This is a genomic window from Actinomadura chibensis NBRC 106107 (genome assembly GCF_001552135.1).
GTDB lineage: Bacteria > Actinomycetota > Actinomycetes > Streptosporangiales > Streptosporangiaceae > Spirillospora > Spirillospora chibensis.
The window spans coordinates 81998-108765 of record NZ_BCQP01000015.1 but is presented as its reverse complement, the minus strand read 5'-3'; the positions used below and the strand labels follow the sequence as shown (position 1 = coordinate 108765).

Annotated in this window: 22 protein-coding genes, 1 tRNA gene and 2 pseudogenes; 4 read left to right on the top strand and 21 right to left on the bottom strand. The window is 73.9% G+C overall.

The annotated features are described in order from the left end of the window. Positions 1–34 precede the first annotated feature (34 nt). The 6 genes and pseudogenes from ACH01S_RS46630 to ACH01S_RS08700 all read right to left on the bottom strand — a co-directional run bounded on the left by ACH01S_RS46630 (position 35) and on the right by ACH01S_RS08700 (position 6317). Positions 35–604, bottom strand: coding sequence for a molybdopterin cofactor-binding domain-containing protein (locus tag ACH01S_RS46630; protein ID WP_306303237.1), 570 nt, complete (start codon positions 602–604; stop codon positions 35–37). Next, a pseudogene (locus ACH01S_RS08720) lies at positions 587–1985 on the bottom strand (xanthine dehydrogenase family protein molybdopterin-binding subunit); the annotation flags it as partial. The gene ACH01S_RS46630 and the pseudogene ACH01S_RS08720, both read right to left, overlap by 18 nt. Positions 1986–2125: 140 nt before the next feature. Next, positions 2126–3112, bottom strand: coding sequence for an FAD binding domain-containing protein (locus tag ACH01S_RS08715; protein WP_067887592.1), 987 nt, complete (start codon positions 3110–3112; stop codon positions 2126–2128). Next, on the bottom strand, positions 3109–3612 hold the full coding sequence (locus ACH01S_RS08710) for a 2Fe-2S iron-sulfur cluster-binding protein (RefSeq protein ID WP_067887589.1): 504 nt from the start codon (positions 3610–3612) through the stop codon (positions 3109–3111). The genes ACH01S_RS08715 and ACH01S_RS08710 overlap by 4 nt, the downstream gene beginning before the upstream one ends. Before the next feature lie 54 nt (positions 3613–3666). Beyond that, on the bottom strand, positions 3667–5424 hold the full coding sequence (gene selB / locus ACH01S_RS08705) for a selenocysteine-specific translation elongation factor (protein ID WP_067887585.1): 1758 nt from the start codon (positions 5422–5424) through the stop codon (positions 3667–3669). 32 nt (positions 5425–5456) lie between these two features. After that, on the bottom strand, positions 5457–6317 hold the full coding sequence (locus tag ACH01S_RS08700) for an IclR family transcriptional regulator domain-containing protein (RefSeq protein ID WP_083980465.1): 861 nt from the start codon (positions 6315–6317) through the stop codon (positions 5457–5459). Positions 6318–6507: 190 nt separating this feature from the next. On the opposite strand from ACH01S_RS08700, the gene ACH01S_RS08695 reads away from it, so the two are divergent. The 3 genes from ACH01S_RS08695 (at position 6508) to ACH01S_RS08685 (ending at position 9534) form a co-directional block, all read left to right on the top strand. Continuing rightward, positions 6508–6798: a UGSC family (seleno)protein gene (locus ACH01S_RS08695; protein WP_067887583.1), complete on the top strand. Its 291-nt coding sequence runs from the start codon at positions 6508–6510 to the stop codon at positions 6796–6798. Positions 6799–6960: 162 nt separating this feature from the next. Beyond that, complete coding sequence (locus ACH01S_RS08690) at positions 6961–8178, top strand: hypothetical protein (RefSeq protein ID WP_067887580.1); 1218 nt, start codon at positions 6961–6963, stop codon at positions 8176–8178. A 54-nt stretch (positions 8179–8232) separates the two neighbouring features. Then, positions 8233–9534 (top strand): ABC transporter substrate-binding protein, encoded by a 1302-nt coding sequence (locus tag ACH01S_RS08685; protein WP_067887575.1) that lies wholly within the window; start codon positions 8233–8235, stop codon positions 9532–9534. Positions 9535–9601: 67 nt separating this feature from the next. On the opposite strand, the pseudogene ACH01S_RS08680 reads toward ACH01S_RS08685, so the two are convergent. The 10 genes and pseudogenes from ACH01S_RS08680 to ACH01S_RS08635 form a co-directional block, all read right to left on the bottom strand. Then, positions 9602–10924 (bottom strand): annotated as a pseudogene (locus ACH01S_RS08680) (UGSC family (seleno)protein); the annotation flags it as partial. Positions 10925–10942: 18 nt separating this feature from the next. Next, positions 10943–11227, bottom strand: coding sequence for a UGSC family (seleno)protein (locus tag ACH01S_RS08675; RefSeq protein WP_067887569.1), 285 nt, complete (start codon positions 11225–11227; stop codon positions 10943–10945). A gap of 13 nt (positions 11228–11240) precedes the next feature. Further along, on the bottom strand, positions 11241–12194 hold the full coding sequence (locus tag ACH01S_RS08670; protein ID WP_067887566.1) for an NAD(P)/FAD-dependent oxidoreductase: 954 nt from the start codon (positions 12192–12194) through the stop codon (positions 11241–11243). After that, positions 12191–13333: an ABC transporter ATP-binding protein gene (locus ACH01S_RS08665; RefSeq protein ID WP_067887563.1), complete on the bottom strand. Its 1143-nt coding sequence runs from the start codon at positions 13331–13333 to the stop codon at positions 12191–12193. The genes ACH01S_RS08670 and ACH01S_RS08665 overlap by 4 nt, the downstream gene beginning before the upstream one ends. Positions 13334–13335: 2 nt before the next feature. Further along, positions 13336–14181 (bottom strand): carbohydrate ABC transporter permease, encoded by an 846-nt coding sequence (locus ACH01S_RS08660; protein ID WP_067887560.1) that lies wholly within the window; start codon positions 14179–14181, stop codon positions 13336–13338. After that, positions 14182–15177, bottom strand: a complete 996-nt coding sequence (locus ACH01S_RS08655) for a carbohydrate ABC transporter permease (RefSeq protein WP_067887557.1) — start codon at positions 15175–15177, stop codon at positions 14182–14184. Continuing rightward, positions 15174–16451 carry an ABC transporter substrate-binding protein gene (locus ACH01S_RS08650; protein WP_169809229.1) on the bottom strand — a complete coding sequence of 426 codons (1278 nt, stop codon included), beginning with the start codon at positions 16449–16451 and terminating at the stop codon, positions 15174–15176. The genes ACH01S_RS08655 and ACH01S_RS08650 overlap by 4 nt, the downstream gene beginning before the upstream one ends. A 41-nt stretch (positions 16452–16492) precedes the next feature. After that, positions 16493–17707, bottom strand: a complete 1215-nt coding sequence (locus tag ACH01S_RS08645) for a hypothetical protein (protein WP_067887551.1) — start codon at positions 17705–17707, stop codon at positions 16493–16495. Between the two features lie 162 nt (positions 17708–17869). After that, positions 17870–18160, bottom strand: a complete 291-nt coding sequence (locus tag ACH01S_RS08640; protein ID WP_067887548.1) for a UGSC family (seleno)protein — start codon at positions 18158–18160, stop codon at positions 17870–17872. 32 nt (positions 18161–18192) lie between these two features. Then, positions 18193–18288: transfer RNA gene (locus tag ACH01S_RS08635), tRNA-Sec, on the bottom strand. A 217-nt stretch (positions 18289–18505) separates the two neighbouring features. On the opposite strand from ACH01S_RS08635, the gene ACH01S_RS08630 reads away from it, so the two are divergent. Continuing rightward, positions 18506–19978, top strand: coding sequence for a DHA2 family efflux MFS transporter permease subunit (locus ACH01S_RS08630; protein ID WP_067887545.1), 1473 nt, complete (start codon positions 18506–18508; stop codon positions 19976–19978). On the opposite strand, the gene ACH01S_RS08625 is transcribed toward ACH01S_RS08630, so the two are convergent. The 5 genes from ACH01S_RS08625 to ACH01S_RS08605 all read right to left on the bottom strand — a co-directional run bounded on the left by ACH01S_RS08625 (position 19975) and on the right by ACH01S_RS08605 (position 26755). Beyond that, the gene (locus ACH01S_RS08625) at positions 19975–21012 is read right to left on the bottom strand and encodes a permease (RefSeq protein ID WP_083980463.1); all 1038 of its coding nucleotides are present in this window, start codon (positions 21010–21012) and stop codon (positions 19975–19977) included. The two genes, ACH01S_RS08630 and ACH01S_RS08625, sit on opposite strands and share 4 nt — an antisense overlap. 93 nt (positions 21013–21105) lie before the next feature. Continuing rightward, the gene (selD, locus tag ACH01S_RS08620) at positions 21106–22080 is read right to left on the bottom strand and encodes a selenide, water dikinase SelD (RefSeq protein ID WP_067887540.1); all 975 of its coding nucleotides are present in this window, start codon (positions 22078–22080) and stop codon (positions 21106–21108) included. A gap of 54 nt (positions 22081–22134) precedes the next feature. Beyond that, positions 22135–23661, bottom strand: coding sequence for a class I adenylate-forming enzyme family protein (locus tag ACH01S_RS08615; protein ID WP_067887537.1), 1527 nt, complete (start codon positions 23659–23661; stop codon positions 22135–22137). 14 nt (positions 23662–23675) lie between these two features. Further along, the gene (locus ACH01S_RS08610; RefSeq protein WP_067887534.1) at positions 23676–25982 is read right to left on the bottom strand and encodes an arylsulfatase; all 2307 of its coding nucleotides are present in this window, start codon (positions 25980–25982) and stop codon (positions 23676–23678) included. Further along, positions 25979–26755, bottom strand: a complete 777-nt coding sequence (locus ACH01S_RS08605) for an ABC transporter ATP-binding protein (RefSeq protein ID WP_067887519.1) — start codon at positions 26753–26755, stop codon at positions 25979–25981. Before ACH01S_RS08605 ends, ACH01S_RS08610 begins: the two co-directional genes overlap by 4 nt. Positions 26756–26768 lie beyond the last annotated feature (13 nt).

Below are 26768 nucleotides of genomic sequence, written 5' to 3'. Positions count from 1 at the left end.
GTCGACGATTTCGGTGCCGAGAACAGGGCCCTGGTCAGCGCACGAATCTGTCCGCCGTGAGGGGCAGGTCGCGGACCCGGACGCCGGTCGCGTGGTACGCGGCGTTGGCGATCGCGGCGGCGACCCCGACGATGCCGATCTCGCCCGCGCCCTTCGCGCCGAACGCGTTGTAGTGCGGGTCGAACTGGTCGATCCAGACCGCGTCGACGTCCTGGACGTCCGCGTGCGAGGCGATGTGGTAGTCGGCCAGGTCGCGGGTGACCACCTGCCCGGGGACCGGGTCCATGACGGCGTGCTCGTGCAGCGCCGCCGACAGCCCCATGACCATCCCGCCGACGAGCTGCGAGCGGGCCGTGCGCGGGTTCACGACCCGGCCGATGGCGAACACGCCGAGCAGCCGCGGCACCCGGACCTCCCCGGTGTCGGCGTGCACGCGCACCTCGGCGAACTGGGCGCCGAACGCGTGCAGCGCGTACCTCCCCCCGCCGGGGACGGCCTCGCCCGCCGCCTCCGCCGCGGCGCCCTCGGCGGGCGCGTCCCCGTACCGGTCGCGGAGCGCGCGGGCCGCCGCGACCACGGCCGAGCCCCAGCCGCCGAGCCCCATCGACCCGGCGGCGGGCGCGGCGGCGGGCAGCCCGCCGGCGCCGAGCCGCAGGTCGACGGCCTCCAGCGGGACGCCGAGCGCGTCGGCGGCGAGCTGCGCGAGCGCGGTCCGCGCGCCGGTGCCGATGTCGGCGGCGGCGATCTCCACCCGGTACCGCCGCCCGGCGAGCGCGCGGACCGACGCCGTGGACGGCCCGATCCCCGGATACGCGGGATACGTGGCCGCCGCGACCCCCGTGCCGACCAGCCAGCCGCCGTCCCGCCGCGCGCCCGGCGCCGGGTCGCGGCCCGCCCAGCCGAACCGCCGCGCCCCCTCCCGCAGGCAGCCGACCAGGTCGCGGGTGGAGTAGGGCAGCCCGCTCTCCGGATCGCGGTCGGGCTCGTTGCGGACGCGCAGCTCGACGGGATCGACGCCGCAGGCGGCGGCCAGCTCGTCCATCGCCGACTCCAGCGCGAACATGCCGGGCGCCTCGCCGCACGGCCGGGACGGAGACGTCCAGCGCGGCCAGCCGGTGCGTGGTCCGCCGGTTCGGCGCCGCGTACATGGTGCGGGTGCCGAGCGCGGTCTGCTCGGCGAACTCCTGGATCCGCGCGGTCTGCGCGACGGCGTCGTGCGCGACGGCGGTGAGGCGTCCGTCCGCGTCCGCGCCGAGCCGCACCCGCTGGACGGTCGCGGTCCGGTACCCGGCGCCCGCGAACGACTGCCGCCGGGGCATCGCGAACTTCACCGCCCGGCCCGGCACCGCGCGGGCGGCGAGCGCCACCAGCACGTGGTGCGCCTTGGGCCGGACCTTGCTGCCGAACGCGCCTCCGACGTGCGGGGACACGACCTCCACCAGGTCGGGGGACAGGCCGAGCACGGACGCCATGACCTGCCGCGTCCGGGACGCCCCCTGCGTGGAGTCGTACAGGGTGAGGCCGCCGTCCCGGCCCCAGCGGGCGATCGTGGAGTGCGGCTCGATCGGGACGTGGTACTGCAGCGGGGTGGTGTACGTCTGATCGACCGTCACCGGCGCGGTGGCCAGCGCCGCGTCGACGTCCCCGACGGAGGTGTCGGTCGGCAGGCCGGGGTTGACCGTGGCGGGCGCGTACAGGTCGGCGCGTCCCGCGCTCAGCACCACGTCGTGCGGACGGGCCTCGTACGCCACCCGCACCAGCCCGGCCGCCTGCGCGGCGATCTCCGGGGACGCCGCCACGACCGCGCCGACGAACTGCCCCCGGAACGACACCGCCGCCGACTGGAGCACCCGCAGCTCCGGGGCCGCCCCGGCGGCCAGCCGGGGCGCGTTCTCGTGCGTGAGGACGGCGGCCACGCCGTCCAGCCGCAGCGCGGCCGCCGTGTCGATCGCGGTGATCCGGCCCCGCGCGACCGTGGACGTCACCGCCGCCAGGTGGAGCGGGCGCGCCACCGGCTGGTCGGCGGCGTAGGGCGCGGTCCCGGCGGCCTTCGCCGCTCCCTCCAGGCGCGGCACGGGCGCGCCGACCGCGGCGACGCCCGGCTCCTCGACCGGTGGCGCGCCGGTCATGGCGCGTCCGGCGCGCTCAGCTCGCGCAGCGCCGCGACCAGCGCGCCGCGCGCCATCGGCACCTTGAACTGGGTGCCGGGCAGCGGCCGGGCGAGGGCCAGCTCCTCGTCGGCCGCCGCCCGGAAGGACCGCTCGTCGGCGGGCGCGCCGACCAGCGACGCCTCGGCCCGCAGCGCCCGCCACGGCCGGTGCGCGAGCCCGCCGAACGCGATCCGCGCGGCGCGCACCGCGCCGTCCGCGACGTCCAGCACGGCCGCCACCGAGACCAGCGCGAACGCGTACGACGCCCGGTCGCGCACCTTGCGGTAGGCGGAGCGCCCGGGGGGCGGCGCGGGCAGGTCGACGGCGGTGACCAGCTCGCCGTGTTCGAGGACGGTGTCCCGGTCGGGCGCGTCGTCCGGCGGCCGGTACAGCCCGGCGACCGGGACGGCCCGCTCCCCGCCCGGCCCCCGCACGCGGACGGTCGCGTCCAGCGCCGCCAGCGCCACCGCCATGTCGGACGGATGCACGGCCACGCACCCCCGCGACGCCCCGAGGATCGCGTGATGCCGCGTGTGGCCGTGCAGCGCGGAGCAGCCGGAACCGGGCTCGCGCTTGTTGCAGGGGAGGGTCGTGTCCTGGAAGTAGGAGCAACGGGTGCGCTGCAGCAGGTTCCCGCCGACGGTCGCCATGTTGCGCACCTGCCCGGACGCCCCGGCGAGCAGCGCCCGCGCGAGCACCGGGTAGCGCCGCCGGACGTCCGGGTCGGCGGCGGCGTCGGCGTTGCGGACGGTCGCGCCGATCCGCAGCCCGGCCGGGAGCCGCTCGATCCGGTCGAGCGGCAGGCCGGTGACGTCGACCAGCAGGCCGGGGTCCGCGACGCCGAGCTTCATGAGGTCGACCAGGTTGGTGCCGCCGCCGAGGAACACCGCGTCCGGCCGTGCCGCGACGGCCGCGACCGCCGCGTCCGGCTCGGCGGGCCGCTCGTAGTCGAACGGCCTCATCGGGCCGCCTGGCGGATCGCCGCGAGGATGCCGGGGTAGGCGCCGCAGCGGCAGAGGTTCCCGCTCATCCGCTCGCGGATCTCGGCGTCGTCCAGGACGACGGGGGCCGCCAGGTCCGCGGTGGCGTGGCTCGGCGCGCCGTCCGCCGCCTCGGCGAGCATGCCCGCCGCCGAGCAGATCTGGCCGGGGGTGCAGTAGCCGCACTGGAGGCCGTCGTGGTCGACGAACGCCCGCGCCAGCGGGTGCGGGACGCCGCCGGGGGACAGCCCGGCCGCCGTGGTGATCTCCGCTCCGGCGCAGGCCACGGCGAGGGCCAGGCAGGCGAGGACGCGGCGGCCGTCCAGCAGGACGGTGCACGCCCCGCACTGGCCGTGGTCGCAGCCCTTCTTCGGCGAGGTCGCCCCGAGGCGCTCGCGCAGCGCGTCCAGGACCGTGGTCCGCGTGTCCACGACCAGCGACCGGCGCTCGCCGTCGACCGTCCAGCTCACCGACGCCTCCATAGAAAACACTCTATAGAAAGCAGAACGGCGCGTCCAGACGGCGGCGGATCAGCGCTACCCGGTGACCTCGTGCCCATCGTCGGTGGTGCGCCGGGTCAGGCCGCGGGCGGCCAGCAGCTCCAGTAGTGGGACGGCCACCCGCCGCGTCGTGCCCATCGCCCGCCGGGCCTCGCTCAGCGTGAACGGCTGCGGCAGCGCCTTCAGGACGTCCAGCGCGCGGCGGTCCACGTCGGGCAGCAGGACGATCCCCGGCGCGACCCGCACCAGGCGGCCGAGCCGCTCGGCGGCGGCGAGCTCGGCGTTGCCGAGGCCCAGCTCGGCGAGGCGGCCGGCGGTCGGCGCGGCGAACGGGGCGGCGGCGAGCTCGCGCTCCAGGGACCGCACGGCCTCGTCCAGCGCGCCCGGCAGCGCGGCCACGTGCCCGGGCGGGGCGAGCAGGCCGGAGGCGCAGTCCAGCCCGGCGTCGGCGGCGAGCGCGGGCACCAGCGCGGGGTCGGGCAGGCCGAGCCGCTGGACGGCCGCCGCCACCGGCATCCCCGGCTCCAGCGGATGGTCGGCGCGGTGCCGCCGTTCCGCCTCGGCGAGGTCGGCCGCGTACCGGGCCCAGCGCTCGTCGGACGTCCACCAGTCGCCGTGCCGGGGCGCGCCCGGCGCGGGCAGGCCCATCGCGGCGAGGTCGGCGCCGCGCAGCAGGCCGCGGGCCAGCCGGGCGGCGGCGACGTCCGCCGCCGTCCGCACCCCGGACAGCTCGGCGGCCCGCGCCCGCGCCGCGCCGCGCCGGGCGAGCGGCGGCGGGTCGACGTCGAGGACGCGCAGCCCCGCGGCGATCCGGCGGCGCCCCGGGTCGCGGAGGACGGCGCGGTCGCCGTACCGCAGCGGCAGCGGGCGGTCCAGCCGCAGCCGCCCGTGCGCCGGGCCGAGCGGGCGCAGCCGGCACGGCACGGCCGCCGTTCCGATGTGCAGGACGAGCCGCTCCGGCAACGCTGCCGACGAGGTCGGGCGCAGCTCCACGTCGACCTCGGCCGCCGTCCGCCACGCGCCGGGCGTGAGCAGCGGCAGCCCGCGCGGGACGGCGGCGCGGTCGACGCCGCGCAGGTTGAGCGCGACCCGCGCGGTGGCGGCCACCCGGTCCCGGCGCTCGCCGAGCGCCTCGATGCCCCGCACCCGGACGGCCCGCCCCTCGGTGTTGAGAAGCTCATCACCCACCCGCACCGTGCCCGCGCCGAGCGTGGCCGTGACGACCGTCCCGGCGCCGCGCACCGAGAACGACCGGTCCGCCCACAGCCGGACGGGCGCCTCGGGGTCGGGCCGGGGCAGCCCCGCGACCAGGTCCGCGAGGGCGGCGCGGAGGTCGTCGAGCCCGGCGCCGGTGGTCGCGCTGACCGCGACGGCGGGCAGGTCGCGCAGCGTCCCGTCGGCCATCCACTCGCGCGCCTCAGCGATCGCCGGGGCGGGGTCGGCGAGGTCGGAGCGGGTGACCGCCAGCACGCCGTGGGACACGCCGAGCGCGTCCAGCGCCTCCAGGTGCTCGGCGCTCTGCGGCATCCAGCCCTCGTCGGCGGCGACGACGAACAGCACGGCGGGCGCCGGGCCGACCCCGGCGAGCATGTTGGCGACGAACCGCTCGTGCCCGGGGACGTCGACGAACGCGACCTCGCCCGCGCCGGGCAGCCTCGTCCAGGCGAACCCGAGGTCGATGGTGAGGCGCCGCCTGCGCTCCTCCTCCAGCCGGTCGGGCTCCATCCCGGTCAGCGCTCTGACCAGCGTGGACTTGCCGTGGTCGACATGCCCGGCGGTGGCGATCACATGCATGGTCCGCGTCCTCCCGCGTGGGTGGCGGCCGGTCAGCTGCGCGCGGCGCGCAGGTCGGCCTCGATCCTGGCGGCGGCGTCCAGCAGCAGCGGCAGCAGCTCGCGGCGCATCCGCGCGGCGGGCACCCGGCCCGCCGTGGTGGAGACGTTGGCGGCGGCGATCACCGCGCCGGTGGCGTCGCGGATCGGCGCCGCGATCGAGCGCAGGCCGTCCTCCAGCTCCTGGTCGACCAGCGCCCAGCCCTGCTTGCGCACGCGGTTGATCTCGCGGCGCAGCGCGGCCGGGTCGGTGGTGGTCCGCTCGGTGAACGGGCGCCGCGCCGCCCGGGCGAGGCGGTCGTCCAGCTCGGCGTCGGGCAGCCCGGCGAGCAGCACCCGGCCCATCGACGTCGCGTACGCGGGGAAGCGGGTGCCGACGCTGATCGCGACCGTCATGATGCGCGAGGTCGGGATGCGCGCGACGTAGACGATGTCGTCGCCGTCCAGCACCGACACCGACGACGACTCGTGGATCATCGCGACCAGCCGTTCGAGGTGCGGTTCGGCGACGTCGGGCAGCGAGAGCGCCGACAGGTAGGCGTAGCCGAGCCGCAGCACGCGGGGCGTCAGCGAGAACATCCGCCCGTCGGTGCGGACGTAGCCGAGGTCGGCGAGCGTGAGCAGGAACCGGCGCGCGGCGGCCCTGGTGAGGCCGGTGGCGCGGGCGACCTCGCTGAGCGTCAGCCGCGGCGTGGACGCGTCGAACGCCCTGATCACGTTGAGCCCGCGCTCCAGGGACTGGACGAAGTGCGCCCCGCGGTCGCCCGTGTGGTCGCCAGGCCGGTCGCCCGTGTGGTCGTCCGTGCGGTCGTCCGCGCGCCCGGTGCCGTCCGGCGCGGTGTCGGGCACTGTCATCCGCTCATCATGGGGGAGTCGTGTTCGGATCACAAACATCCGTGCTCCCTCCGCACGTCGCCGCCGCCTCCCGATTCGCCCATTATGACTGTTGACAACCTCAACACCTGCGCACACAATCAACTATCCGAACATTCGTCCTGAACCCGAACGCCGGATCGCCACGATCGCGGCGCGGAGAGGGGCCGTCATGGCCGGAAAGATCACGGTGTTCAACCCCGAGGGCAACGCGCCGACGGTCGGCGGCAAGTCGCTGGCCCCGCGGCCGGAGAGCCTGGAAGGGCGGACCGTCTTCCTCGTCGACGCGGGCTTCGAGAACTCCGCCGACTTCATCGACCAGCTCCGCGCCTCGCTCCGCGAGCACCGGCCCGACATCACGACCGTGACCGAGCACCTGTCCACGCCGTTCGACCCGGCGCCCGACCTGTACGCGCGCATCGCGGCGGAGGGGGACGCCGCGATCCTCGGCGTCGGCCTTTGAAGCGGCTGCGCGCCGGCGGTCGCCGGCCACGCCACGCGGCTTGAGTCGCAGTACCGCGTCCCCACCGTCTCCGTCCACGCGGACGCGTTCGCGCGGCTCGTCGCCTCGACCAGCCGCCTCGCGGGCGTCCCGACATTGCGGCACGCGTTCGTCCCCTCGCCCGTGCCCGGACGCACGTCCGCCGAGCTGCGCGGATACGTCGAGGGCGACAACCCCGTCTCCGGCAACCCGTTCTCCCGGGACCTCTTCGACGGGCTGACGAGGCCGCTCGACGAGGCCGACATGGCCGGGGCGACGTTCGAGCAGGCGCGGTCCCGGCTGCTGGAGCCCGCGACCGAGGACGACCTGCACGAGCTCTTCCTGGAGAACGGCTGGACCGACAAGCTGCCGATCGTCCTGCCCACCGAGGAGCGCGTCGCGGCGATGCTCGCCGGGACGAGCCGCGCCCCCGGCGAGGTCGTCGGCAGGCTCCGGGCCGCGTCCACCCGCGACTACTGGGAGTTCACCGTCGAGCAGGCCGCCGTGAACGCGGTGATGGCCGGGGCGAGGCCCGAGTACTTCCCGGTGATCCTCGCGCTGCTCGGCAGCGGCTACTCCGCCCGGCACAGCAGCATCTCCTCGATGTCGGAGGCGGTCGTCGTCAACGGCCCGATCCGCGACGAGATCGGGATGAACTCGGGGATCGGCGCGCTCGGCCCCTACAGCCGGGCCAACGCCACGATCGGGCGCGCCTATGGCATCGGCTCGCAGAACCTGCAGGGCGGCTCGGCGCCCGGGATCAGCTACATGGGCTCGATCGGCAACCCGTTCTCGTTCACGAACCTCACGATCGCCGAGAACGAGGAGCGCAGCCCCTGGGAGCCGTACCACGTCCAGCACGGCTTCGCGCCCGGCGACAGCACCGCGACGATCTTCCGCGGCGTGCGCACCATGATCACATCGGGCGGGATCGCGGCCGACTGGCGCGAGCACGCCGCCCGGCGGATCTTCAACGCCACCCGGGCCAGCGGCGGCGTCGTGCTGCTGCTCGACCCCCTGGCCGCGCAGAACCTCGTCGAGCACCAGGGGTTCGCCCGCAAGGAAGACCTCATCGAGTTCATCTCCGACACCGGGCGGATGAGCGCGCGGAGCTGGTGGGGCCACGGCCTCCAGGAGCTGTTCTTCGGCTACCGCGCCCGCGCGGGGGAGGAGCCCTGGGCGAGCTACCTGGCGGCGGACCCCGACGAGCAGGTGCGCATCAACGTCCCCGAGGACGTCCACGTCATCGTCGTCGGCGGCCGGAGCGCCGCCGCCTGGAGCGTCCTTGAGGGCATGGCCAACGGCACGAAGCTGGACCGGTCGCTGTCCGGCCGGACCGTGTCCGTCGACGAGTGGCGCTGAGCCCGGAGGGCGTGCGCGCCCGTGACAGGCAACCGGCACGAAGGAGGACCACCCATGGACGGCAAACGGCTCGGTTTCCGCGCGGGCGGGCGGGGCCGCGCGCGGCGGCTCGCCTGGATCGCCGGGGCCTGCGCGCTGACGGCGGCGGCCGCCGGGTGCGGCGGCTCCGGCGGCGGCTCGGGGAACGCGTCGCTGCGGATGTACGCGTCCCCGGCGGTCAAGACCGGGCTCGACGCGCTCGTCAAGGAGTTCAACGACGCCAACGCGCCGCGCGTCAAGATGACGGTGCGGTACATGCCGGCGCCGAAGATCGGCCCGGCCGCGACCACCGAGATCCAGGCGGGCAACCCGCCCGACATCCTCGGTATCTCGCCCGGATCGGGCGGCGGCGCCACCGGGCTGCCGCTCTACAAGCTCGCCAAGGCCCACCGCCTGAAGGATCTCAGCGCCAAGCCGTGGACGAAGGGCCTGCCGCCGCTGCTGGCCCCGACCGTCACCTATGAGGGGAAGGTCTACGCCCTGGTCACGGGCGTGTCCACGGAGTTCATGGACTACACCGTCGACGAGCTGAAGGGGTGGGGGCTCAAGCCGCCCGCGACGTTCGGCGACCTGCTGAAACTCTGCGGGGAGATCCGCAAGCACGGCAAGTACGCGCTGGTGCCGGGAGCCGCCGACCCGGCGGGCAACCGGATGCTGATGCAGTCCTTCTCCGCCGCCAACGTCTACAGCGACGACCCGGACTGGGACAAGAAGCGCGAAGCAGGACAGGTCAAGTTCCAGACCACACCGGGCTGGCGGCAGACCTTCCAGCAGGTCGTGGACATGATCAACGCGGACTGCTACTACCCCGGCGGCGCGGGCCGCACCACCGAGGAGGGCAAGAACCTCCAGATCAAGGGGGACAAGGCCACGATGGGGATCGGGCCGTCGACCGCGTCCACCTACGTCACCGCGCGCAACCCCAAGCGCAAGTGGGCCGCGATCCCGGTGCCGGGGCGGCGCAGCAGCACGCTCCCCCTGGAGGTGGGCGCGATGTCGGTGGCCGCCCACGGCAAGCACGTCAAGGAGTCGATCAAGTTCCTCGACTTCGTGGCGCAGCGGCTCGACCAGTTCGCCACCGCGACCGGCTCCTTCTCGCCCGCCCAGATGGCGCGCGGCGAGCTGCCCGGCTTCCTCAAGCCGCTGGAGCCGCTGGCCAAGCAGGGCAAGTACAGCCTCGGCGCGGGCACCATGTGGCCCTCGGACGCCCCGGCGCTCGCCGCCTACAAGATGATGGCGGGCCTCTACAACAAGACCCGGACCGTCGACGACATCCTCAAGGCCATGGACGAGTCCTGGGACGCCGCCCCGCGCTGACCGGAGGCGGCCGAGACCGCCGGGACGCCGCGCGGACGGCGTCCCGGCGGTCATCGGCCGTCCTCCCTCAGCGCCAGGGGTCGACCGCGACGGTCGTCTCGTACCGCGCCGCGATCAGCTTGGACGCGCTCGCGGTGCCGCCGCCGATGACCGCGACGTTGATGTCGCCCGCCGCGTAGATCTCGACGGGCTCGGCGCCGGCGGCCTTGAGCTTCGTGGCGAGCGGCTCCTCCCCGGCGAGGGCCCGCGGCCGCAGCACGGCCCGCACCACGCCGTTCGACCAGTACTCGTCGGCGGACATCCGGCCGTTGCGGGCGAGCCACCCGCGCAGGTCGTCCTTCCCGGCGAACCCGGCCTCCACGAAGTCCCTCGCCGCGGACGGGTCGATCACCACGAGCGGCGCGAACGCCGGGTCGCAGGCCCGCAGCGCGCCGCGCAGGATCTCCTCCCAGTGGCGGCGGCGCGGGCTCGCGCCCGAGATCGTGTACCAGCCGCCGAGGAACAGGCTCACGGCGCTCTCGTCCGGGCGGAAGCCGTGCTGGACGTGCAGCGGCTCCCACGGCGAGTCCTCCTCGTTCTCCGGGAAGGTCGCCGTGTAGGCGTAGTTGTTGCCGAGCGTGCCCATGTACGTCTCGCCGGGCACCGACCCGCCCTGCAGGTTCTGCGACAGCAGCCCGTAGGCGCGCCCGATGACCGCGTTGGCCCTGTTGTAGGGGCCCATCGCGCCCATGCCGGCGTTCATCCCCGCCTCCAGCCTGACCGGGCCGTTGACGATGGCGATGGCGGCCATCGACGTCAGGCTGCTCATCCGCGCCGTGACCCCGCTGGACGCCAGCGCCAGCACGATCGGGAAGTGCTCCGGCCCCGCACCGGCCATCACCGCGTTGACGGCGACCTTCTCGACGGTGAACTCCCACCGCTCCCGCGACCTGGCGGGCGCGAGCCGCCCGACGACCTCGTCCGGACGGCGGGACGTGCCGGTCAGCATCTCCCGCACCCGCTCCGCCGTCGGCAGGACGATCGGGAGGCCGTCCGTCCACCGGTTCGCGGCGAACAGCGCGTGCGCCGCCGCCTCGTCCGCGGCCTCGACGAACTGCCGCGCCGTCCGCACGTACGCGCTGCCCCGGGCGTCCTCCTCGTCCAGCCGCCCGGTCAGCGCGTCGAGCAGCTCGGTCGTGAACGGGCGGCCGGTGACGGCGTCCGTCGCCTCGATGAACCCGGTGAGCTCGGCGGCGGACCGCCCGGAGATCGCGCCGTGGAGGTAGGCCTGCCGCATGCGCGGCATGCCCTTCGTCCTCGCGACGTTGGAGGCGATCCTGCGGAACTGCTTGGAGTGCACGCCCACCGTGGGCACTCCGGCGCGTTCGAGTTCCGCGGCTATCCCGACGACCGTCGGGGCGCAGGTGCTTCAAAGGCCGAGGCCGACGACGGCCGCGTCGCCGGACGCCTCGATCTCCGCCCGCAGCGCGGGGGAGTCCTGCCCGAACGCCTCGGTGGCGACGATCCGCGTCTCGACCTCCGGGCGGTGCTCGGCGAACCAGCCCGCGAGCCGCTCCATGAACGCGTCGGTGTTGTCGAACGGCGCGATCACCAGGTAGAGGACCTTGCCGTCGAGGGTGTCCAGCCGGGGCGCGAGGGACCGTCCCTCCACCTTGGGCGGGTAGCCGCGCGGGTCGTGCACGCTGATGGCCATGTGCGTACTCCTTCTAAGAGGCGGCGGGGACCGGCCACGGACGGTCCGGGTCGGCGAGGTGCCGGTGCGCGGCGAGCGCGGCGGTCGCGCCGTCGCCCGCCGCCGCGACCGCCTGCGCGGCCGAGTCGGACCTGATGTCGCCCGCGGCGAACAGGCCGGGCAGGGCGGTGCGCATGGCGCCGTCGGTGGGGACGCGCCCGTCGCCGTCGAGCGGGAGCAGGCCGCGCAGCACGTCGGTCCGCGGGCGCAGTCCGACATAGACGAACACGCCGGTGACCTGCTCGTCCGCCGTCTCGCCCGTGCCGGTGTGCCGGACCCGGACGCCCGCCACGACCGCGTCCCCGAGGATCTCCTCGACCTCGGTCGAGCCGCGCACCTCGATCGACGCGTGCTCCAGGACGCGGCTCGCGTACGTGCGCTGCCCGGCGAGGCCCTCGCCGCGGTGCAGCAGCACGACCCGCTCCACGTGGTTGGTCAGCTCCAGCGCCTCCAGCAGCGCCGAGTCGCCGCCGCCGACGACGGCGACGGCCTTCCCGCGGTGCAGCGGCCCGTCGCACGTCGCGCAGGTCGAGACGCCGTGCCCGCGCAGCCTCGCCTCGCCCGGCACGCCGAGCTCGCGCAGGGCCGACCCGGTCGCGACGACGACGGCTCCGGCGCGGACCTCGCCGTCGCCGGTGGTGGCCGTCCAGCCGCCGCCCGCCGGGGCGAGGCCCTTGAGGGCGCTCGCCACGAACTCGACGCCCGCGTCCTGCGCCTGCTCCTGGATCATCGGGCACAGGTCGTAGCCGGGGACGCCCTCCGGGAAGCCGGGGAAGTCCTCGATGCGGCCGACGCTGATCAGGTGCCCGCCGCCGATGTCGTCGCCGAGCAGCAGCCCGGTCCGCCGCCCGGCGCGGGCCGCGAACAGCCCGGCGGTCAGCCCGGCCACGCCGCCGCCCGCGACGAGGATCTCGAAGTCGTCGCTCATCTGATCGCCTCACCGGTCTCGGGGTCGAAGAAGTGCAGGTCGGCCGGGTTCACCGGGATGTCGACGGTCTCCAGCGGCTTCACCGCGGACGCGGGGGAGAACCGCGCGTACACGGTGACCCCGTCCGTCGCCCCGGGGTCGGCGACCACCGGCCGTCCGGGCAGCTCCACCTGGACGAGCCGCTCGTGCCCGAGCATCTCCACGACGGTCACCTCGCCGCGCAGCCGCGCGGCGGCGTCCCCGGGCGCGGCGCGCGGCGCGTCGGTGAGCTTCTCCGGACGGACGCCGACGACGATCTCCGACCCGGCGAAGCGCCGCAGCGCCCCGTGCAGCTCGCGCGGCGCCGGTATCCGCTCGTCGCCGACGACGCAGCGCAGGTCGTCCGGGCCGTCGGCGACCAGCGGGCAGCTCAGCAGGTTCATGCCGGGCGAGCCGATGAACGTCGCCACGAACATGTTGCTGGGACGCTCATACACCAGTTCGGGCGTGCCCTCCTGCTGGAGCAGCCCGTTGCGCATGACGGCGATCCGCGTGCCCATCGTCATGGCCTCGACCTGGTCGTGGGTGACGTAGACGGTGGTGACGCCGAGCGTCCGCTGGACGGTGGACAGCTCGGCCCGCATCTGCATGCGCAGCTTCGCGTCCAGGTTGGAGAGCGGCTCGTCCAGCAGGAACGCCTGCGGCTTGCGGACGATCGCCCGCCCCATCGCGACCCGCTGCCGCTGCCCGCCCGACAGCGCGCGGGGCTTGCGTTTCAGTAGCTCGCCGAGGCCGAGGAGCCGGGCGGCCTCTTCCACCCGCTCCTTGATCTCCTGCTTGCGCCTGCCCTCGCACTGCAGGGGGAAGGCGATGTTGTCGTAGACGCTCATGTGCGGATAAAGGGCGTAGTTCTGGAACACCATGGCGACGTCGCGCTTGCGGGGCTCCACCCGGTTCACGACGGTGCCGCCGATGCTGATCTCGCCCTCCTCGATCGTCTCCAGCCCGGCGATCATGCGGAGCGCGGTCGTCTTGCCGCAGCCGGACGGCCCGACGAAGATCATGAACTCGCCGTCCGCGATCTCCAGGTTCAGGTCGCGCAGCGCCCGCGTCCCGCCCGGGTACACCTTGCCCAGCCCGCGAATGTCGATCGTTCCCATATTCAGCCTCGGATTCCGCCGGCCAAGCCCCGGACGAACTGCCGCTGCGCGACGATGAAGACGCCGAGCACGGGGAGAATGGCGATTGTCGCCCCCGCGAACACAAGGTTCCACTGGGTGTAGTTCTCGTTGACGAAGGAGTTCAGCGCGATCGGCAAGGTCCCGATCGAGCTGCCGCTCATGAAGATGAGCGCGAGGAAGAAGTCGTTCCATACGATCAGCCCGGACAGCATCGCCACGGTCGTGGTGATCGGCCGCAGCAGCGGGATCACGACCCTGAAGAAGGTGCGGAGCATTCCCGCGCCGTCCACCTGCGCGGCCTCTTCGTATTCCGCGGGCAGCGCGCGGATGAAACCCACGTAGAGGAACACCGCGAATGGCAGGATTCCCGCCGTGTGCAGGATGATGATCCCGTGGTAGGTGGCGAGCAGGCCCGCGCTGCGCATGACCACGTAGACCGGCACCAGGCCGAGCGTCGCGGGCATGATGAACCCGATCACGAACAGCACGTAGAGCCCGTTGCTCAGCTTCGACGTCCGCCTCGCGATCACGTACGCCGTCAGCGACGACACCAATACCAGGCAGACCACGCTGCCCACCGTGATGATCACCGTGTTGAGGAAGGCGCGGCCCATTCCGCCGGTCGTGCCGCCGCTGGACCAGGCGTCCGCGTAGTTGCCCCAGTTCGGGTCGGCCAGCGGCGGCTTGAGCGGTTCGAGCGTGAGCTGCTGGTCGCTCTTCAGCGAGATGGCGATCAGGAAGTAGAACGGCAGCGCGAACAGCATCGCCGCCAGGATCATCACCAGCTCGCGGACGAAAGACCGTGAGGTGTACCGGAAGGCACCCATTTACAACCGCCTTTCCCGGCGTCGCTGATACATCATGTTGGCGATTCCCAGAATGGAGATCAGCACGGTCATCACCATCGCGATGGACGCGCCGAACCCGAACCTGCCCTCGACGAACGTCTGCTGGTAGACCTGCGTCGCGAGGGTCTCGGTCGAGTACACGGGGCCGCCCCCCGTGAGCGCGTACACCTGGTCGAAGACCCGCAGCCCGGAGATCAGCATCAGCGTGGACACGATGGTGAACGCGGGCGCGAGCAGCGGCAGCGTGACGCGCCGCAGCCGCATCCACGTCCGCGCGCCGTCGATGACGGCCGCCTCCTCCAGCTCGTCGGCGACGCCCTGCAGCCCCGCGAGATAGATGATCATCGCCTGGCCGGAGTGCTGCCAGACCATGACGACGAGCACGCACCAGATCGCCGTCGACGGGTCGCCGAGCCATTCGTGGCGCAGCGAGTCCAGGCCGACCCCGCCGAGCATCCGGTTGATCGCGCCGTCGTAGGTGAACATGTACTGCCAGATGTAGGAGACGGCGAGCGGGCTGAGGACGGCGGGCGCGAAGAACAGGGTCCGCAGGACGTTGCGCGACTTCAGCGTCCGGTTCAGCGCGAGGGCCAGCACCAGGCCCACGACGTTGACCAGCACCAGGTAGCACGCGGCGAGCACGAACGTGTGGAGCAGCGCGTTGCGCTGCACCTGCGAGTCCATGATCTCGCGGAAGTTGTCCCAGCCGACGAAGTTCGCGGAGTTGAAGCCGTCCCAGTCGGTGAACGCGTAGACGCCGCCCGACAGCGGGGCGATGAAGTGCATCCCGATCAGCAGGACGACGCCGACGAAGGCGAGCGCCCAGGGCGGCTTCCGCGCGCCGCCCGCGGGCCCGTCCCCGCGGCGCCGCCGCCACCGGCCGCCGGGGGCGGCGCGGTCGCCGGGCGCCTCGGCCGCCGCCGGGGGCGGCGGGGCCGAGGCGTCCGGCGTCTTCCGGGTGGTCCGCTCGGTCATTTGCCGTTGTCCCAAGCCTGGTCCATGGCCTTCAAGATGTCGTCGACCGTCCGGGTGTTGTTGTGCAGCCCGGTCATGTACTTGTAGGCGACCTGGGCGGGGGCCTCACGCGGCCACATGGTGCTGGCGGCGAGGGTGAAGCGGCCCTGCTTGGCCAGCGGTTCGAGCGGCTTGAGGAAGTCGGGCAGCTCGCCCCTCGCCATCATCGCGGGGGAGAAGGCGCCGCTCTCCTGGGAATAGACGTCCCGGTGCGCGGCGAGGTAGTCGAGGAACTGGATCGCCTCTTTCACGTGCTTTCCGCGCTTGGCGGCCGAGATCCCGGAGACCTCCAGCGGGAGGTTCGGCGTGGACGTCGTTCCGGCGGGGATCGCGGCGGCCGCCCATTTGCGGTCGGGGTTCGCCACGGTCAGATACTTCGCCGCGATCGACGGGCCGATCCCCATGACGGTCTTGTCCGTCGCGCCGAGCTTGCGCGCCTCCTCCGTGGTGCGCCCGGCCGACCCGGGGTAGTAGCAGTCGTGCGTCACCATGTCCTTGACCTGCTGGAAGGTCTGCCGCCACCCCGGAGTCGTCTGGAACTTCACCTGGCCCGCGATCCGCTTCCTGTCCCAGTCGGGGTCGGTCGCGTAGACGTTGGCGGCGGCGAACACCTGCATCCGCATCCGGTTGCCCGCCATGTCGGCGGCGCCGGACGCCATCATGTACTTGCCCTTCGACTTGATGAAGGCGCACATATCGAGCAGTTCCTTGAACGTCTTCGGCGGCTGGACGTGCCATTTCTCAAGATCGGTGACCGTGTAGTTCAGGAACTGCGTGGAGACGCCGAGGATCAGGCTGTAGGTCTTCCCCTCGTATTGAGCCGTCGGCTTCAGCAGCGCGGGGAGGTCGTTCGCCCAGGGCCGCTTGCTCAGGTCGGCCAGCCGGTTCGCCTCGGCCAGCCGGTACACCGACAGGCCGTTGGAGCCGCCGCCCGAGCCGGGGCTCGCGGGGATCACGTCCGGCGGGTTGCCCGCCTGCATCATCGTGGTGGTGACCTGGCCGACCTTCGCGGACGGGATGAACTCCGCCCTGACCCTGATCTTCGACTGGCTCTGGTGGAAGCCGTCGATGAGCTTCCTGAAGGCGGGCTCGGTCGTCGTCGTCGAGTACATCCGCAGGGTCACCGTCCCGTCGGACGAGCCGCCGCCGCTCCCGCAGGCGGTCGCGGCCAGGAGCAGCGCGCCGGCGGCCGCGCCGAGCGCCATGCCGAGATCTCTTCGTCGGTGGTCTCTCATCCTTGTCGTCCTCACCTTCCGTCCGGGGGCGGGAGCCGGGGTCATCGCCAGGGGTCGATCGCGAGGGTGCGGCCGGAGAGCGCGCTGCCGAAGCGGCGGTTGGCCCACCCTTCGAGGACGCTCCACACCGCCACGGTCCGGCCCCCGGCCACGACGACGTGGACGTCGTCGGGCTCGTTGACCGGGATCAGCTCGTCGGGTCCGGCCCTGAGGTAGGTCGCCCAGGGCTCGACCCCGTCACGGGCGCGGTTGCCGTAGAAGATGTCCTGCAGGGCCTGCCCCCACCACCGCCGCGCCGGGATGCGCGCGTTGGCGGAGATCCACTCGATCAGCGCCCTCTTCTCGGTGAAGCCCTCGCGCTCGGCGAGGTTCCGCGCGGCCAGCGGGTCGGCGAGCAGGACCGCGCCGCCGCCCGCGCGCAGGGCGCCGAACAGCACCGACGCCCGCTCCCGCCAGTCCTCCCTGACCCCGCTCGGCGCGGTGATCAGCGAGCGCACCGGGGCGAAGACCGTCACGGCGCTGGCGTCCGGCGCGAAGCCGTACTGGACGTGGTAAGGCTCCCATGGGCTGTGCTCCTCGTCCTCGGCGAAGGCCATGCTGGTCAGGGAGAAGGGGCTGCCGATCGTCCCGACGTAGCTGACCCCGGGCACCGAGCCGCCCTGGAGGTTCTGCGAGCCGAGGCCGAACGACCTGCCGATGGTCGAGTTGGCGTGGTTGTAGGGGCCGATCGCGCCGATCCCGGAGTTCATCCCGATCTCGTGCCGGATCGGGCCGTTCACCATGACCATCTGGCCGATGGACGAGATGCTGCTGTGCCGCGCCGTGTACCCGCTGGCCAGCAGGGCGAGGATCACCGGGAAGTACTCCGGCCTGGCCCCCGCCATGACGGCGTTGACCGCGGCCTGCTCGACGTCGAAGGACCAGAACTCGCGCGACGTCGCCGCCCGGATCTTGCCCACCGGCTCGTCCGCCGCGTGGCTCGTGCCCGCGAGCATCGCCGCGACGCGCTCCTCGGTCGGCAGCACGACCGGGAGCGAGTCGGTCCAGCCGTTCTCCTGGAAGAGCCGCTGCAGGTTCTCCTCGGTGTCGGGCCCGACCAGCCGGTCGCGCGTCCGCTCGAACGCGACGCCCGCCATGTCCTCCTCGCTGAGCGGCCGGGTCAGGCCGTCGAGCAGCGAGCCGAGGACCTGCTCGCCGGAGAGGGGGTCCGGGCCCTCGATGTAGCCGCGCAGCTCGGCCGGGGTGCGGCCGGGCACCGGCGCCGGGACGAACGCGTGCCGCAGCCCGGGGACGCCCGCCAGCCTGCTGGTCGAGGCGACCAGCCGGGCGAACGACTCGGCGTGGACGGAGACGGTGGGGACGCGGTACTGCGACTCAAGCCGCGTCGCGTGGCCGGCGACCGCCGGCGCGCACGTGCTTCAAAGGCCGACGCCGAGGACGGCGGCGTCGCCCTCCGCCCTGATCCGCTCGTACAGGTCGGGGACGGGGTCGAACGGCGTCCGCAGGTGCGCGACCGCCGTCCTGATCCCCGGCCTCGCCTCCCGCAGCGCCGCCTGGAGCTGGTCCATGAAGTCGCCGGAGTTCTCGAAGCCGACGTCGATGAGGAACACGGTCCGGCCGTCGAGCCCGGCGGGACGGGGGGCGAGCGCCTTCCCGTCCGCCTTCGGCGCGCTGCCCTCGGGACTGAGCACTGTGATCCTGCGGCTCATCTGAGCTCCTCTGTCCGGTGGCTGCTCTCACGTGGCGGAGGCGGACGGGAATCGAACCCGCCAGGCCCGGTGGTCCGGGCCTCTGCGGTTTTGAAGACCGAGCCGGTCACCAGACCAGATTCGCCTCCCCGGCCCCGCGTGCTGACCTGGGCCCAGGATCATATACGAAATCGGGTATGTCAATAGAAAATAGAGTATGACAGGTATTGACGGTGCCGACCGGATGCGCCTAGGTTCAGGTCGAGCACAGACGTTCGTATGCCGAACGTCCTGTGACCCCCAAGTGACCTCCTACGACATCCCTCCGGGACGGCTCACATGCACACCATCCGCGGGTCCTGAGCGTTGAGGGCGAGCGCCGCCGACCGCCGCTATCCGTGGATCGTCACCGGCGTCGTCCTCTTCGGGACCTACGCGGTGGCGATGAACCTCACCGTCCTCGGCATCGCGCTGCCGCCGATCGCCGCCGACCTCGGCGCGGGCGCCGCGCTCAGCCCGGACTGGGTGATCGGCGCCTACTTCGTCGCGATCGTCGTCGTCCAGCCCGCGGTCGGCGCGCTCGGCGACCGGTGGGGGCGGCGCCGCCTCTACAACCTGTCCATCGGCCTGTTCGCGGTCGGCTCCGTCGCCTGCACGGCCGCGCCGACGATGACCGCGCTGGTCGCCGGGCGCGTCGTGCAGGGGCTCGGCGGCGGCGCGCTGATGCCGCTCGCCACCGCCATGGTCTACGAGATGTTCCCGCCGCACCGGCGCGGCCTCGCGCTCGGCGTGTGGGGGATCGCGACGATGGTGGCGCCCGCGCTCGGCCCGCCGGTCGGCGGCTGGGTGGCGACCGCGGCGAGCTGGCGGTGGATCTTCCTGCTGCTGACCGCCGTCTCGGTCGCGGGCCTGCTGCTCGGCCTGGCCCTGCTGCGCGACACCGGCGGCCGGGAGCGCCGTCCGCTCGACTGGGGCGGCTGGGCGCTCGCCGCCGCCGGGGTGATCACGCTGGTGCTGGTGTCGCGGCACGTGCCCGAGCACGGCCTCACCCCGGGCGGCCTGGCCCTCGCTGCGGCCGGGGCGGCGGCCCTCGCGGTGCTGGTCCGCCGCTCGCTCCGCCGCGCCGACCCGCTGATCGACTTCCGGATGTTCACCTTCCCCGTCTTCACCGCGGCGATGGTCGTGATCTTCATCAACGCGCTCGCGCAGTACGCCCGGCTGACCTACCTCCCGGTCGAGTTCTCCGTCGTCCGGGACATGTCGGCGCGGGACGTGGGCCTGCTGCTGTCGCCCGCCGCCGTCGCGGTCGCGGTGACGATGCCGCTCGGCGGCTGGCTCGCCGACCGGATCGGCTCCCGCGTCCCGGTGCTCGCCGGGATGGTCGCCATGGCCGTGCCCACGCTGGCGCTGGCCCGGCTGGCGCCCGACACGCCCGTCTCCTGGATCCTGCTGGTGCTGATCGTCCAGGGGCTCGGGATGGGCGTGTCGATGATGCCGACGACGGTGGCGGCGATGAACGTCCTGCCGGGCCGGTTCGTCGCGCAGGCGTCGTCGGTGGTGGCCCTCAACCGGCAGATCTCCGGCGCCGTCGGGACCGCGTTCCTCGCCGCCCTGCTCGTCGCCGCGCTCGGCTCGGTGTCGCCCGAGGGGCTGCGCACGGCCACCGATATCGCCCGCGCGCAGGACGCCTACAACCACGTCTTCCTCACCACGACCTGCGCGCTGGCGGCGGCGGTCGTGCCCGCGCTGTTCCTGCCCGGCCGCCGCCGCATGCGCCGCCTCCAGCTCCAGCGGGCCGCCGAGAGCGACCCGTCCGGCGCGGACGCCCCGCCGGGCTAGGTGATCGCCCAGAGCAGCGCCCCCGCGAGCAGCGCGCAGCCGGCGACGGCCGCCGCCATCGCGAACGTGACCCGCCAACTGAGCGCGCGTCCGACCATGACGATCGACACGAGGCTCAGCGCGGGCAGCGCGATCAGCAGCGCCCCGGCGGCGCCCGCTCCGACGCCGAGCAGCGTGAGCCCCTGCACGATCGGGATCTCCCCGGCGGTCGGGATCACCACCAGCGTCCCCACCACCGCCGCGAGGACGACGGCGAGCACGCCCCACTCGGCGGCCGACCCGTCCAGCGGGAACAGCCAGCCCCGGAACGCTCCAATCGCGAAGACCACGACGAGGTACTCCGGCACGAGCGTGACCGACATCCGCAGCAGCGCGCGCCCGAACCGGCGCGGCGCGGCGCGCGCCGCGAGGTCGTCGTCGGCCTCGGGGACGGCGGCCGCCGGCGCGTCGGCGCCGTCCGGCGCGAGCCTGCCGACCAGCGCGGTCACCACGAACACCAGCAGCGCGCCGACGGCCAGGCGGGTGACCGTCCACTGCCAGGGGGCCACGAACGCCAGGAACACCAGCACGGCCGGGTTGAGCGTCGGGTTGCCGACCCAGTAGGCCAGCGCGGCGGGCGTGGACGCCCCGCGCCGCCGCAGCGTGGTGACCACGGGCGCGGTGCAGCACGTGCACATCATGCTCGGCAGCGACAGCAGCCCGCCGACGAGCGAGTCGCGGTAGCGGCCGCGCCCGCCGCCGAGGAGCCGCAGCAGCCAGCGCCGCGACACCAGCGCCTCCACCGCCGCCGCGACGGCCAGCCCGACGACCATCGCCTTCCACACCGAGGTGAAGTAGGCGCGGGTGAACTCCCAGCCGCCGGACAGCGTGGGACCCGCGCCCGGGTCACCCGCCTTGTCGAGGACGGACCCGCCCGGCCACTCGGGGACGTCCAGCAGCCCTCCGACCTTCTCCGTGTACGGCCACCACTTCGCCCAGAGCAGCCCCGCGGACGCGACCGCGCCGAAGAGCGCGAGCGCCGCCCAGGGGTTCAACCGTCCCGGAACCTCTTCCGCCCGCCGACCGACCAACTGGCACCTCCCGGAGGATTTGTTCGCATGCCGAACCCCCGATCGAATGCTGTTCCGTTACCGCACGAGCAGGCTGTGGTCGCGGGCCTCGACCAGCTCGCCCACGACCGGCGCGCCCGGCACCTCCCCGGCGACGAGCAGGCCGCCGGAGGTCTGCGCGTCCGCGAGGAGCAGCCGGGTCTCCTCGTCGGCCGAGCCGAAGTCGGTGTGCGGGGCGACCCAGTCGAGGTTCCGCCTGGTCCCGCCGCTGACGTAGCCGTCGCGCACGGCCTCGCGCGCGCCGTCGGCGTAGGGGACGGCGGCGGCCTCGACCACGGCGGACACGCCCGAGGCGCGGGCCAGCTTGTGCAGGTGCCCGAGCAGCCCGAACCCCGTCACGTCGGTCGCGCAGACGGCCCCGGCCTTCAGCGCGGCCGCGGCGGCGTCGCGGTTGAGCTCGGTCATGATGGCGACGGCCTGCTCGAACACCTCGCCGGTGGCCTTGTGCCGGTTGTTCAGCACGCCGAGCCCGAGCGGCTTGGTGAGCGACAGCGGCGTGCCCGGACGGCCCCGGTCGTTGCGCAGCAGGCGGTCGGCGTCCGCGACGCCGGTCACCGCCATCCCGTACTTGGGCTCGGGGTCGTCCACGCTGTGCCCGCCGCCGACGTGGCACTCGGCGAGGACGGCGACGTCGAGCCCGCCGCGCAGCACCTCGCGGGCCACGTCGAACGGCAGCACGTCCCGCGGCCAGGCCAGCAGGTTCACCGCGACCAGCGGGCGGCCGCCCATCGCGTAGACGTCCGAGAGCGCGTTGGCGGCGGCGATCCGGCCCCAGTCGTAGGGGTCGTCCACGACGGGGGTGAAGAAGTCGGCCGTGGCCACCACCGCCGTGCCGCCGGAGATCCGCACGACGGCGGCGTCGTCGCCGGAGTCGAGCCCGACGAGCAGGTCGGCGTCCGGCCGCCCGCCCAGGCCCGCCACCACCTCCTCCAGCTCACCCGGAGGGATCTTGCAGGCGCATCCGCCACCGTGCGCGTACTGGGTCAGCCGCATCGTCGCCCCACATCTTATGCAGGAGATAGTCTATATCGGGCAGGGTAGCAAGCCTCAGCGCCTCGGCCTGAGTTCCTGCTTGAGTACCTTGCCCGCCGCGTTGCGGGGCAACGCGTCGACGAAGCGGACGATGCGCGGCTTCTTGTAGGACGCCAGCTCCGCGCGGGCGTGCGCGACGACGGCGTCCTCGTCCAGCGACGACCCCGGGCGGCGGACGACGACCGCGCACACCGCCTCGCCCAGCACCGGGTCGGGCACGCCGACCACGGCGGCCTCGCGCACGTCCGGATGGGCCAGCAGCGCGTTCTCCACCTCCACGCTCGACACGTTCTCGCCGCCGGAGATGATCAGGTCCTTCTTGCGGTCGACGAGCCGCAGCACCCCCGACTCGTGCAGGACGCCCACGTCGCCGGTGCGCAGCCAGCCGTCGGGCGACAGCGCCGCGCGGGTGGACTCCGGGTCGTCCCAGTAGCGCGACATGACCTGGTCCGCGCGGAGCAGCACCTCGCCGGGCACGCCGGACGGCACGTCGCGGCCCGACTCGTCCACGAGCCGCATCCCGACCAGCGGGCCGGGGCGCCCGGCGCAGCCGAGCAGCCATTCCTCGCCGTCCGCGCCGCGCCGGTGCGCCTCGGCGTCCAGCCACACCGCCGCCCCGGTCGACTCGGTCTGCCCGTACGCCTGGACGAGGCTCACCCCCGGGAACGCGCGCATGGTGGCGCGGATCAGGTCGGGATTGATCGGCGAAGAGCCGTAGAACAGCACGTCGAGCCTCGCCAGGTCCGCCCGTTCCAGCTCGGGTTCGGCGAGGAGCATGGCCAGCATGGCGGGCGCGACGGCGGCGATCGTGACGCGGTGCTCCCCGATCGCCCGCAGGTAGTCGGCCGGGCGGAAGCGCCGCTGGAGCACCAGCGTCCCCCCGGCCGCGAAGACGGCGACGGCGGCGTGCGCGGTGACGTGGCTGAGGGAGAACGGCATCAGCATCCGCATCCCGCCGCGCGGCCGCAGTGCCAGCAGGAACCCGGCCGCCGCGGCGGACACGGCCCGGTGGGACAGCACCACGCCTTTGGAGCGGCCCGTCGTCCCGGACGTGTAAATCAGCCAGGCGTCCGAGGCGTCGTCGAGCACCGGCCAGGCGTCGACCGGGTCGGCGTCCAGCCAGCGGGCCCAGTCCGGGTCGGCCGAGCCGTCCGGGGCGGCGTCCATCCAGACCACCTCGCGCAGCGGCACGCTGCCGCGCCACGCCGCGAGGCCGTCCGCGAAGGCGGGCTCGGTCACGAGGACGCGGGCCCCCGACCGGCGGACCGCGTCGGCCAGCTCGGCCGGGCCGGACCGCGGGTTGAGCAGGACGAGCGTCCGCCCGGCCCCCGGCACGGCGAACAGGAGCTGGACGAACTCCGCCCGGTTGTCCGACAGCACGGCGATCCGGTCGCCCGGCTCCGTCGTCGCGGCCAGGACCGCGCGGATCCGCCGCGCCGCCGCGTCCAGCTCGGCGTAGGTGGTGGCGCGGCCGCCGCACACCAGCGCCGGGTCGGCGGGACGGCGGCGCGCCCCGTTCTCGATGTGCTCGTACAGCAGCACTGTCGTCGGGCTCCTCAGTCCTCGAAGCGCGCGGCGCTGACCGTCAGGTCGAACAGCGCCGCCGGGTCGTAGTCGGCGCGCTCGCCGGGCAGGTAGGTGACCGCCCGGAGCGCGCCGGTGTACGGGAAGGTCCGGTGCCGCTCGTACAGGCCCCAGTGGACCGGGCCGCCCCGGCAGATCCCGACGTCGATGCCCGAGAACGGCGCCAGCACGAGGAGCATGGGCAGCGGGTCCGTCGCGGCGAGCATCGGCACGGAACCCGTCCCGGCCGTGCTGTCCACCGCGAACGACCACCCGAACTCCGGCGCGGCCTCCGCCCGCAGGACGAGCGTGACCGGCCCGGTCGGCATCCGCCCGGCGTCGAACTCGTGCAGGCGGCCGAACGCGTTGTAGGCGAGGGCGAGCCGGCCGTCCTCGACGTGGAGCTGGTAGCCGCCGCCCTGGTCGCCGTGGGCGAGCAGCACCCCCGCGTCGTCCGGGCCGTGGTGGCCGATCTCGATCCGGACCTCGAACGAGCGCAGCGCGATCAGCCGCGCGGACCGGTAGCGCTCCAGCGTGAACGTCCCCGGCAGGATCCGGGTCGGGCGCGCCATCGCCTCGTCGGACGGGCGGCGCGCCACGCCCCGGTAGCCCTCCCCGGCGTCGAGCGGGAACACCTGGTTGCGCCCGGCCGCGTCCTCCCAGGCCGCCGCCATCTCGGCGCGCAGCTCCGGGTACTGCGCGGAGACGTCGCGGGACTCCGTGGGGTCCTTGTCGACGTGGTACAGCTCCCATTCGGCGTCGTCGTAGGGCGTGCCGGGGTCGTGGGTGGTGAGGATCTTCCAGCCGTCGCGATAGAAGCCGCGCTCCCCGCCGTACTCGGAGTACTGCTCGCGCCGGGTCGCGGGCGCCTTCGGGTCGGTCAGCACCGGGACGAAGCTCACCCCGTCCGGCTCCTGGACGGGACGTCCCGCCCGCTCGGTGGTACGGCCGACCCCCGCCAGCTCCAGCAGGGTCGGGGCGACGTCGGTGACGTACTGGAACTGGCCGCGCAGCCCGCGCCGCGCCTCGGACGCCCCCGGCCACGCGATGATGAACGGCACCCGGACGCCGCCCGCGAAGGTGTGCGCCTTGTACAGCCGGAACGGGGTGTTGGACACCCGTCCCCAGCCGCGCGGGTAGTGCGGCATCACGCGCGGGCCGCCGATCAGGTCGAGGTCGCGGGCGACGTCCCGGTCCCACGCGGCGGGCAGGCCGGGCATGCGCAGGAACTGGCTGAAGTAGCTGCGGGTGCCGTCCGGCCCGGCCTCCATGGTGCCGCCGTTGTCCGAGGTGAACACGATGATCGTGTCGTCCAGCTCGCCGAGCGCCTCGATGGTGGCGATCAGCCGGCCGAGGCTCTGGTCGATGCTGTCCACCATGGCGGCGTAGACCTCCATGTAGCGGGCGTAGCGCTCTTGCTCGTCCGGGCCGAGGTCGGCCCAGGGGAGCACCGAGTGCCGGGCCCGCCGCTCGTCCGGCGGCAGCTCCGTGCCCGGCGGGAACAGGCCCAGTTCGAGCTGCCGCGCGAACCGGCGGCGGCGGGTCTCGTCCCATCCGGCGGCGTAGCGGCCGCGGTACTTCGCGAGGTCGGCGGGCTTGGCGCCGAGCGGCCCGTGCATCGCCTGGTGGCAGAAGTAGAGGAAGAACGGCTTCGTGCCGCTCGCCCGCACGCTCTTGATCATCGAGATGGCCTGGTCGGTGAGGTCGTCGGTCAGGTAGTAGCCGTCGCCCCGGTCGTCCACCTCCACCACCGAGTTGTCGCGGATCAGGCGGTTGGGATGGAAGAAGCTGTTCAGGCCCTCCATGGTCCCGTAGTAGCGGTCGAACCCCTTCGCCAGGGGGTAGGAGTGCCGGGACGCCGCGTCGTTCATCAGCCCGCCCCTGGTCAGGTGCCATTTGCCGACGGCGAGGGTGGCGTAGCCGTGCGCGCGGAGCTCCTCGGGCAGCGTGACGACGTCGTCGGCGATCTCCACGGCCGTGTTGGGGAAGCCGAGGTCGTGGTCGGCGACGGACGCGTACCCGGCCCGGTGCGGGTTGATCCCGGTGAGCAGCGCGGCCCGCGCGGGCGAGCAGACCGGCGCGCTGTGGTAGTTCGTCATGGTGACGCCCCGCCCGGCCAACCAGTCCAGGTGCGGGGTGTCCACCTCCGAGCCGTAGGGCCCGACGTCGCTGTAGCCGAGGTCGTCGACGAGGACGACCACGATGTTCGGCGCTCCCGGCGGCGCCTCGGGCTCCCGTGGCCAGGACGGGCGGGACTCGCGGGTGGTGCGGCCGATCCGGCCCGCGAACCCGGCGGTCACGCGGTCACCTCCGCGGACTCGGCGCGCAGCAGCGGGAAGATGCGCGAGCGCAGCTCGGCGAAGGCGGGCAGCGACTTCGTCGCCACCTGGTCGCGCGGGCGCGGCAGGTCGACCTCCAGCACCGCGCGGACGGTCGACGGCCGGTGCGACACGACGACGATGCGGTCCGCGAGGTAGGCCGCCTCGTCGATGTCGTGGGTGACGAACAGCGCCGTCATGCGCAGGTGCGCGCACACGTTCAGGACGAGGTCCTCCAGGTCGGCGCGGGTCTGCGCGTCCACGGACGCGAACGGCTCGTCGAACAGGAGCAGCTTCGGCCGGTAGGCGAGGCCGCGGGCCAGCGCGACGCGCTGCTGCATCCCGCCGGACAGCTGCCAGGGGTAGCGGTCGGCGGCGTCGGCGAGGCCGACCTCGGCGAGCGCCGCGTCGACGCGGGCGTCCCGCTCCGCCCGCGACCGCACCTTCTTGCGGATCGGCAGCAGCACGTTCTGCCGGACGGTCGCCCACGGCATCAGCGACCGCGTGTAGTCCTGGAAGACCAGCGCCATGTCCGGGTGCGGCGACCGGACGACGTCGCCGCCGAGCCGCACCTCGCCGCGCGAGTAGGGGAGCAGCCCGGCGAGGCTGCGCAGCAGGGTCGTCTTGCCCGCGCCGGACGGTCCGACGAGCGTGACGATCTCCCCTTCGGCCACCGTGAGGTCGACCTGCCGGACGGCCTCCACCTCTCCCGAGGCCGTCCGGTAGACGTGGCCGAGTCCTTCGACTTCGAGCATTGCGGGTTCTTTC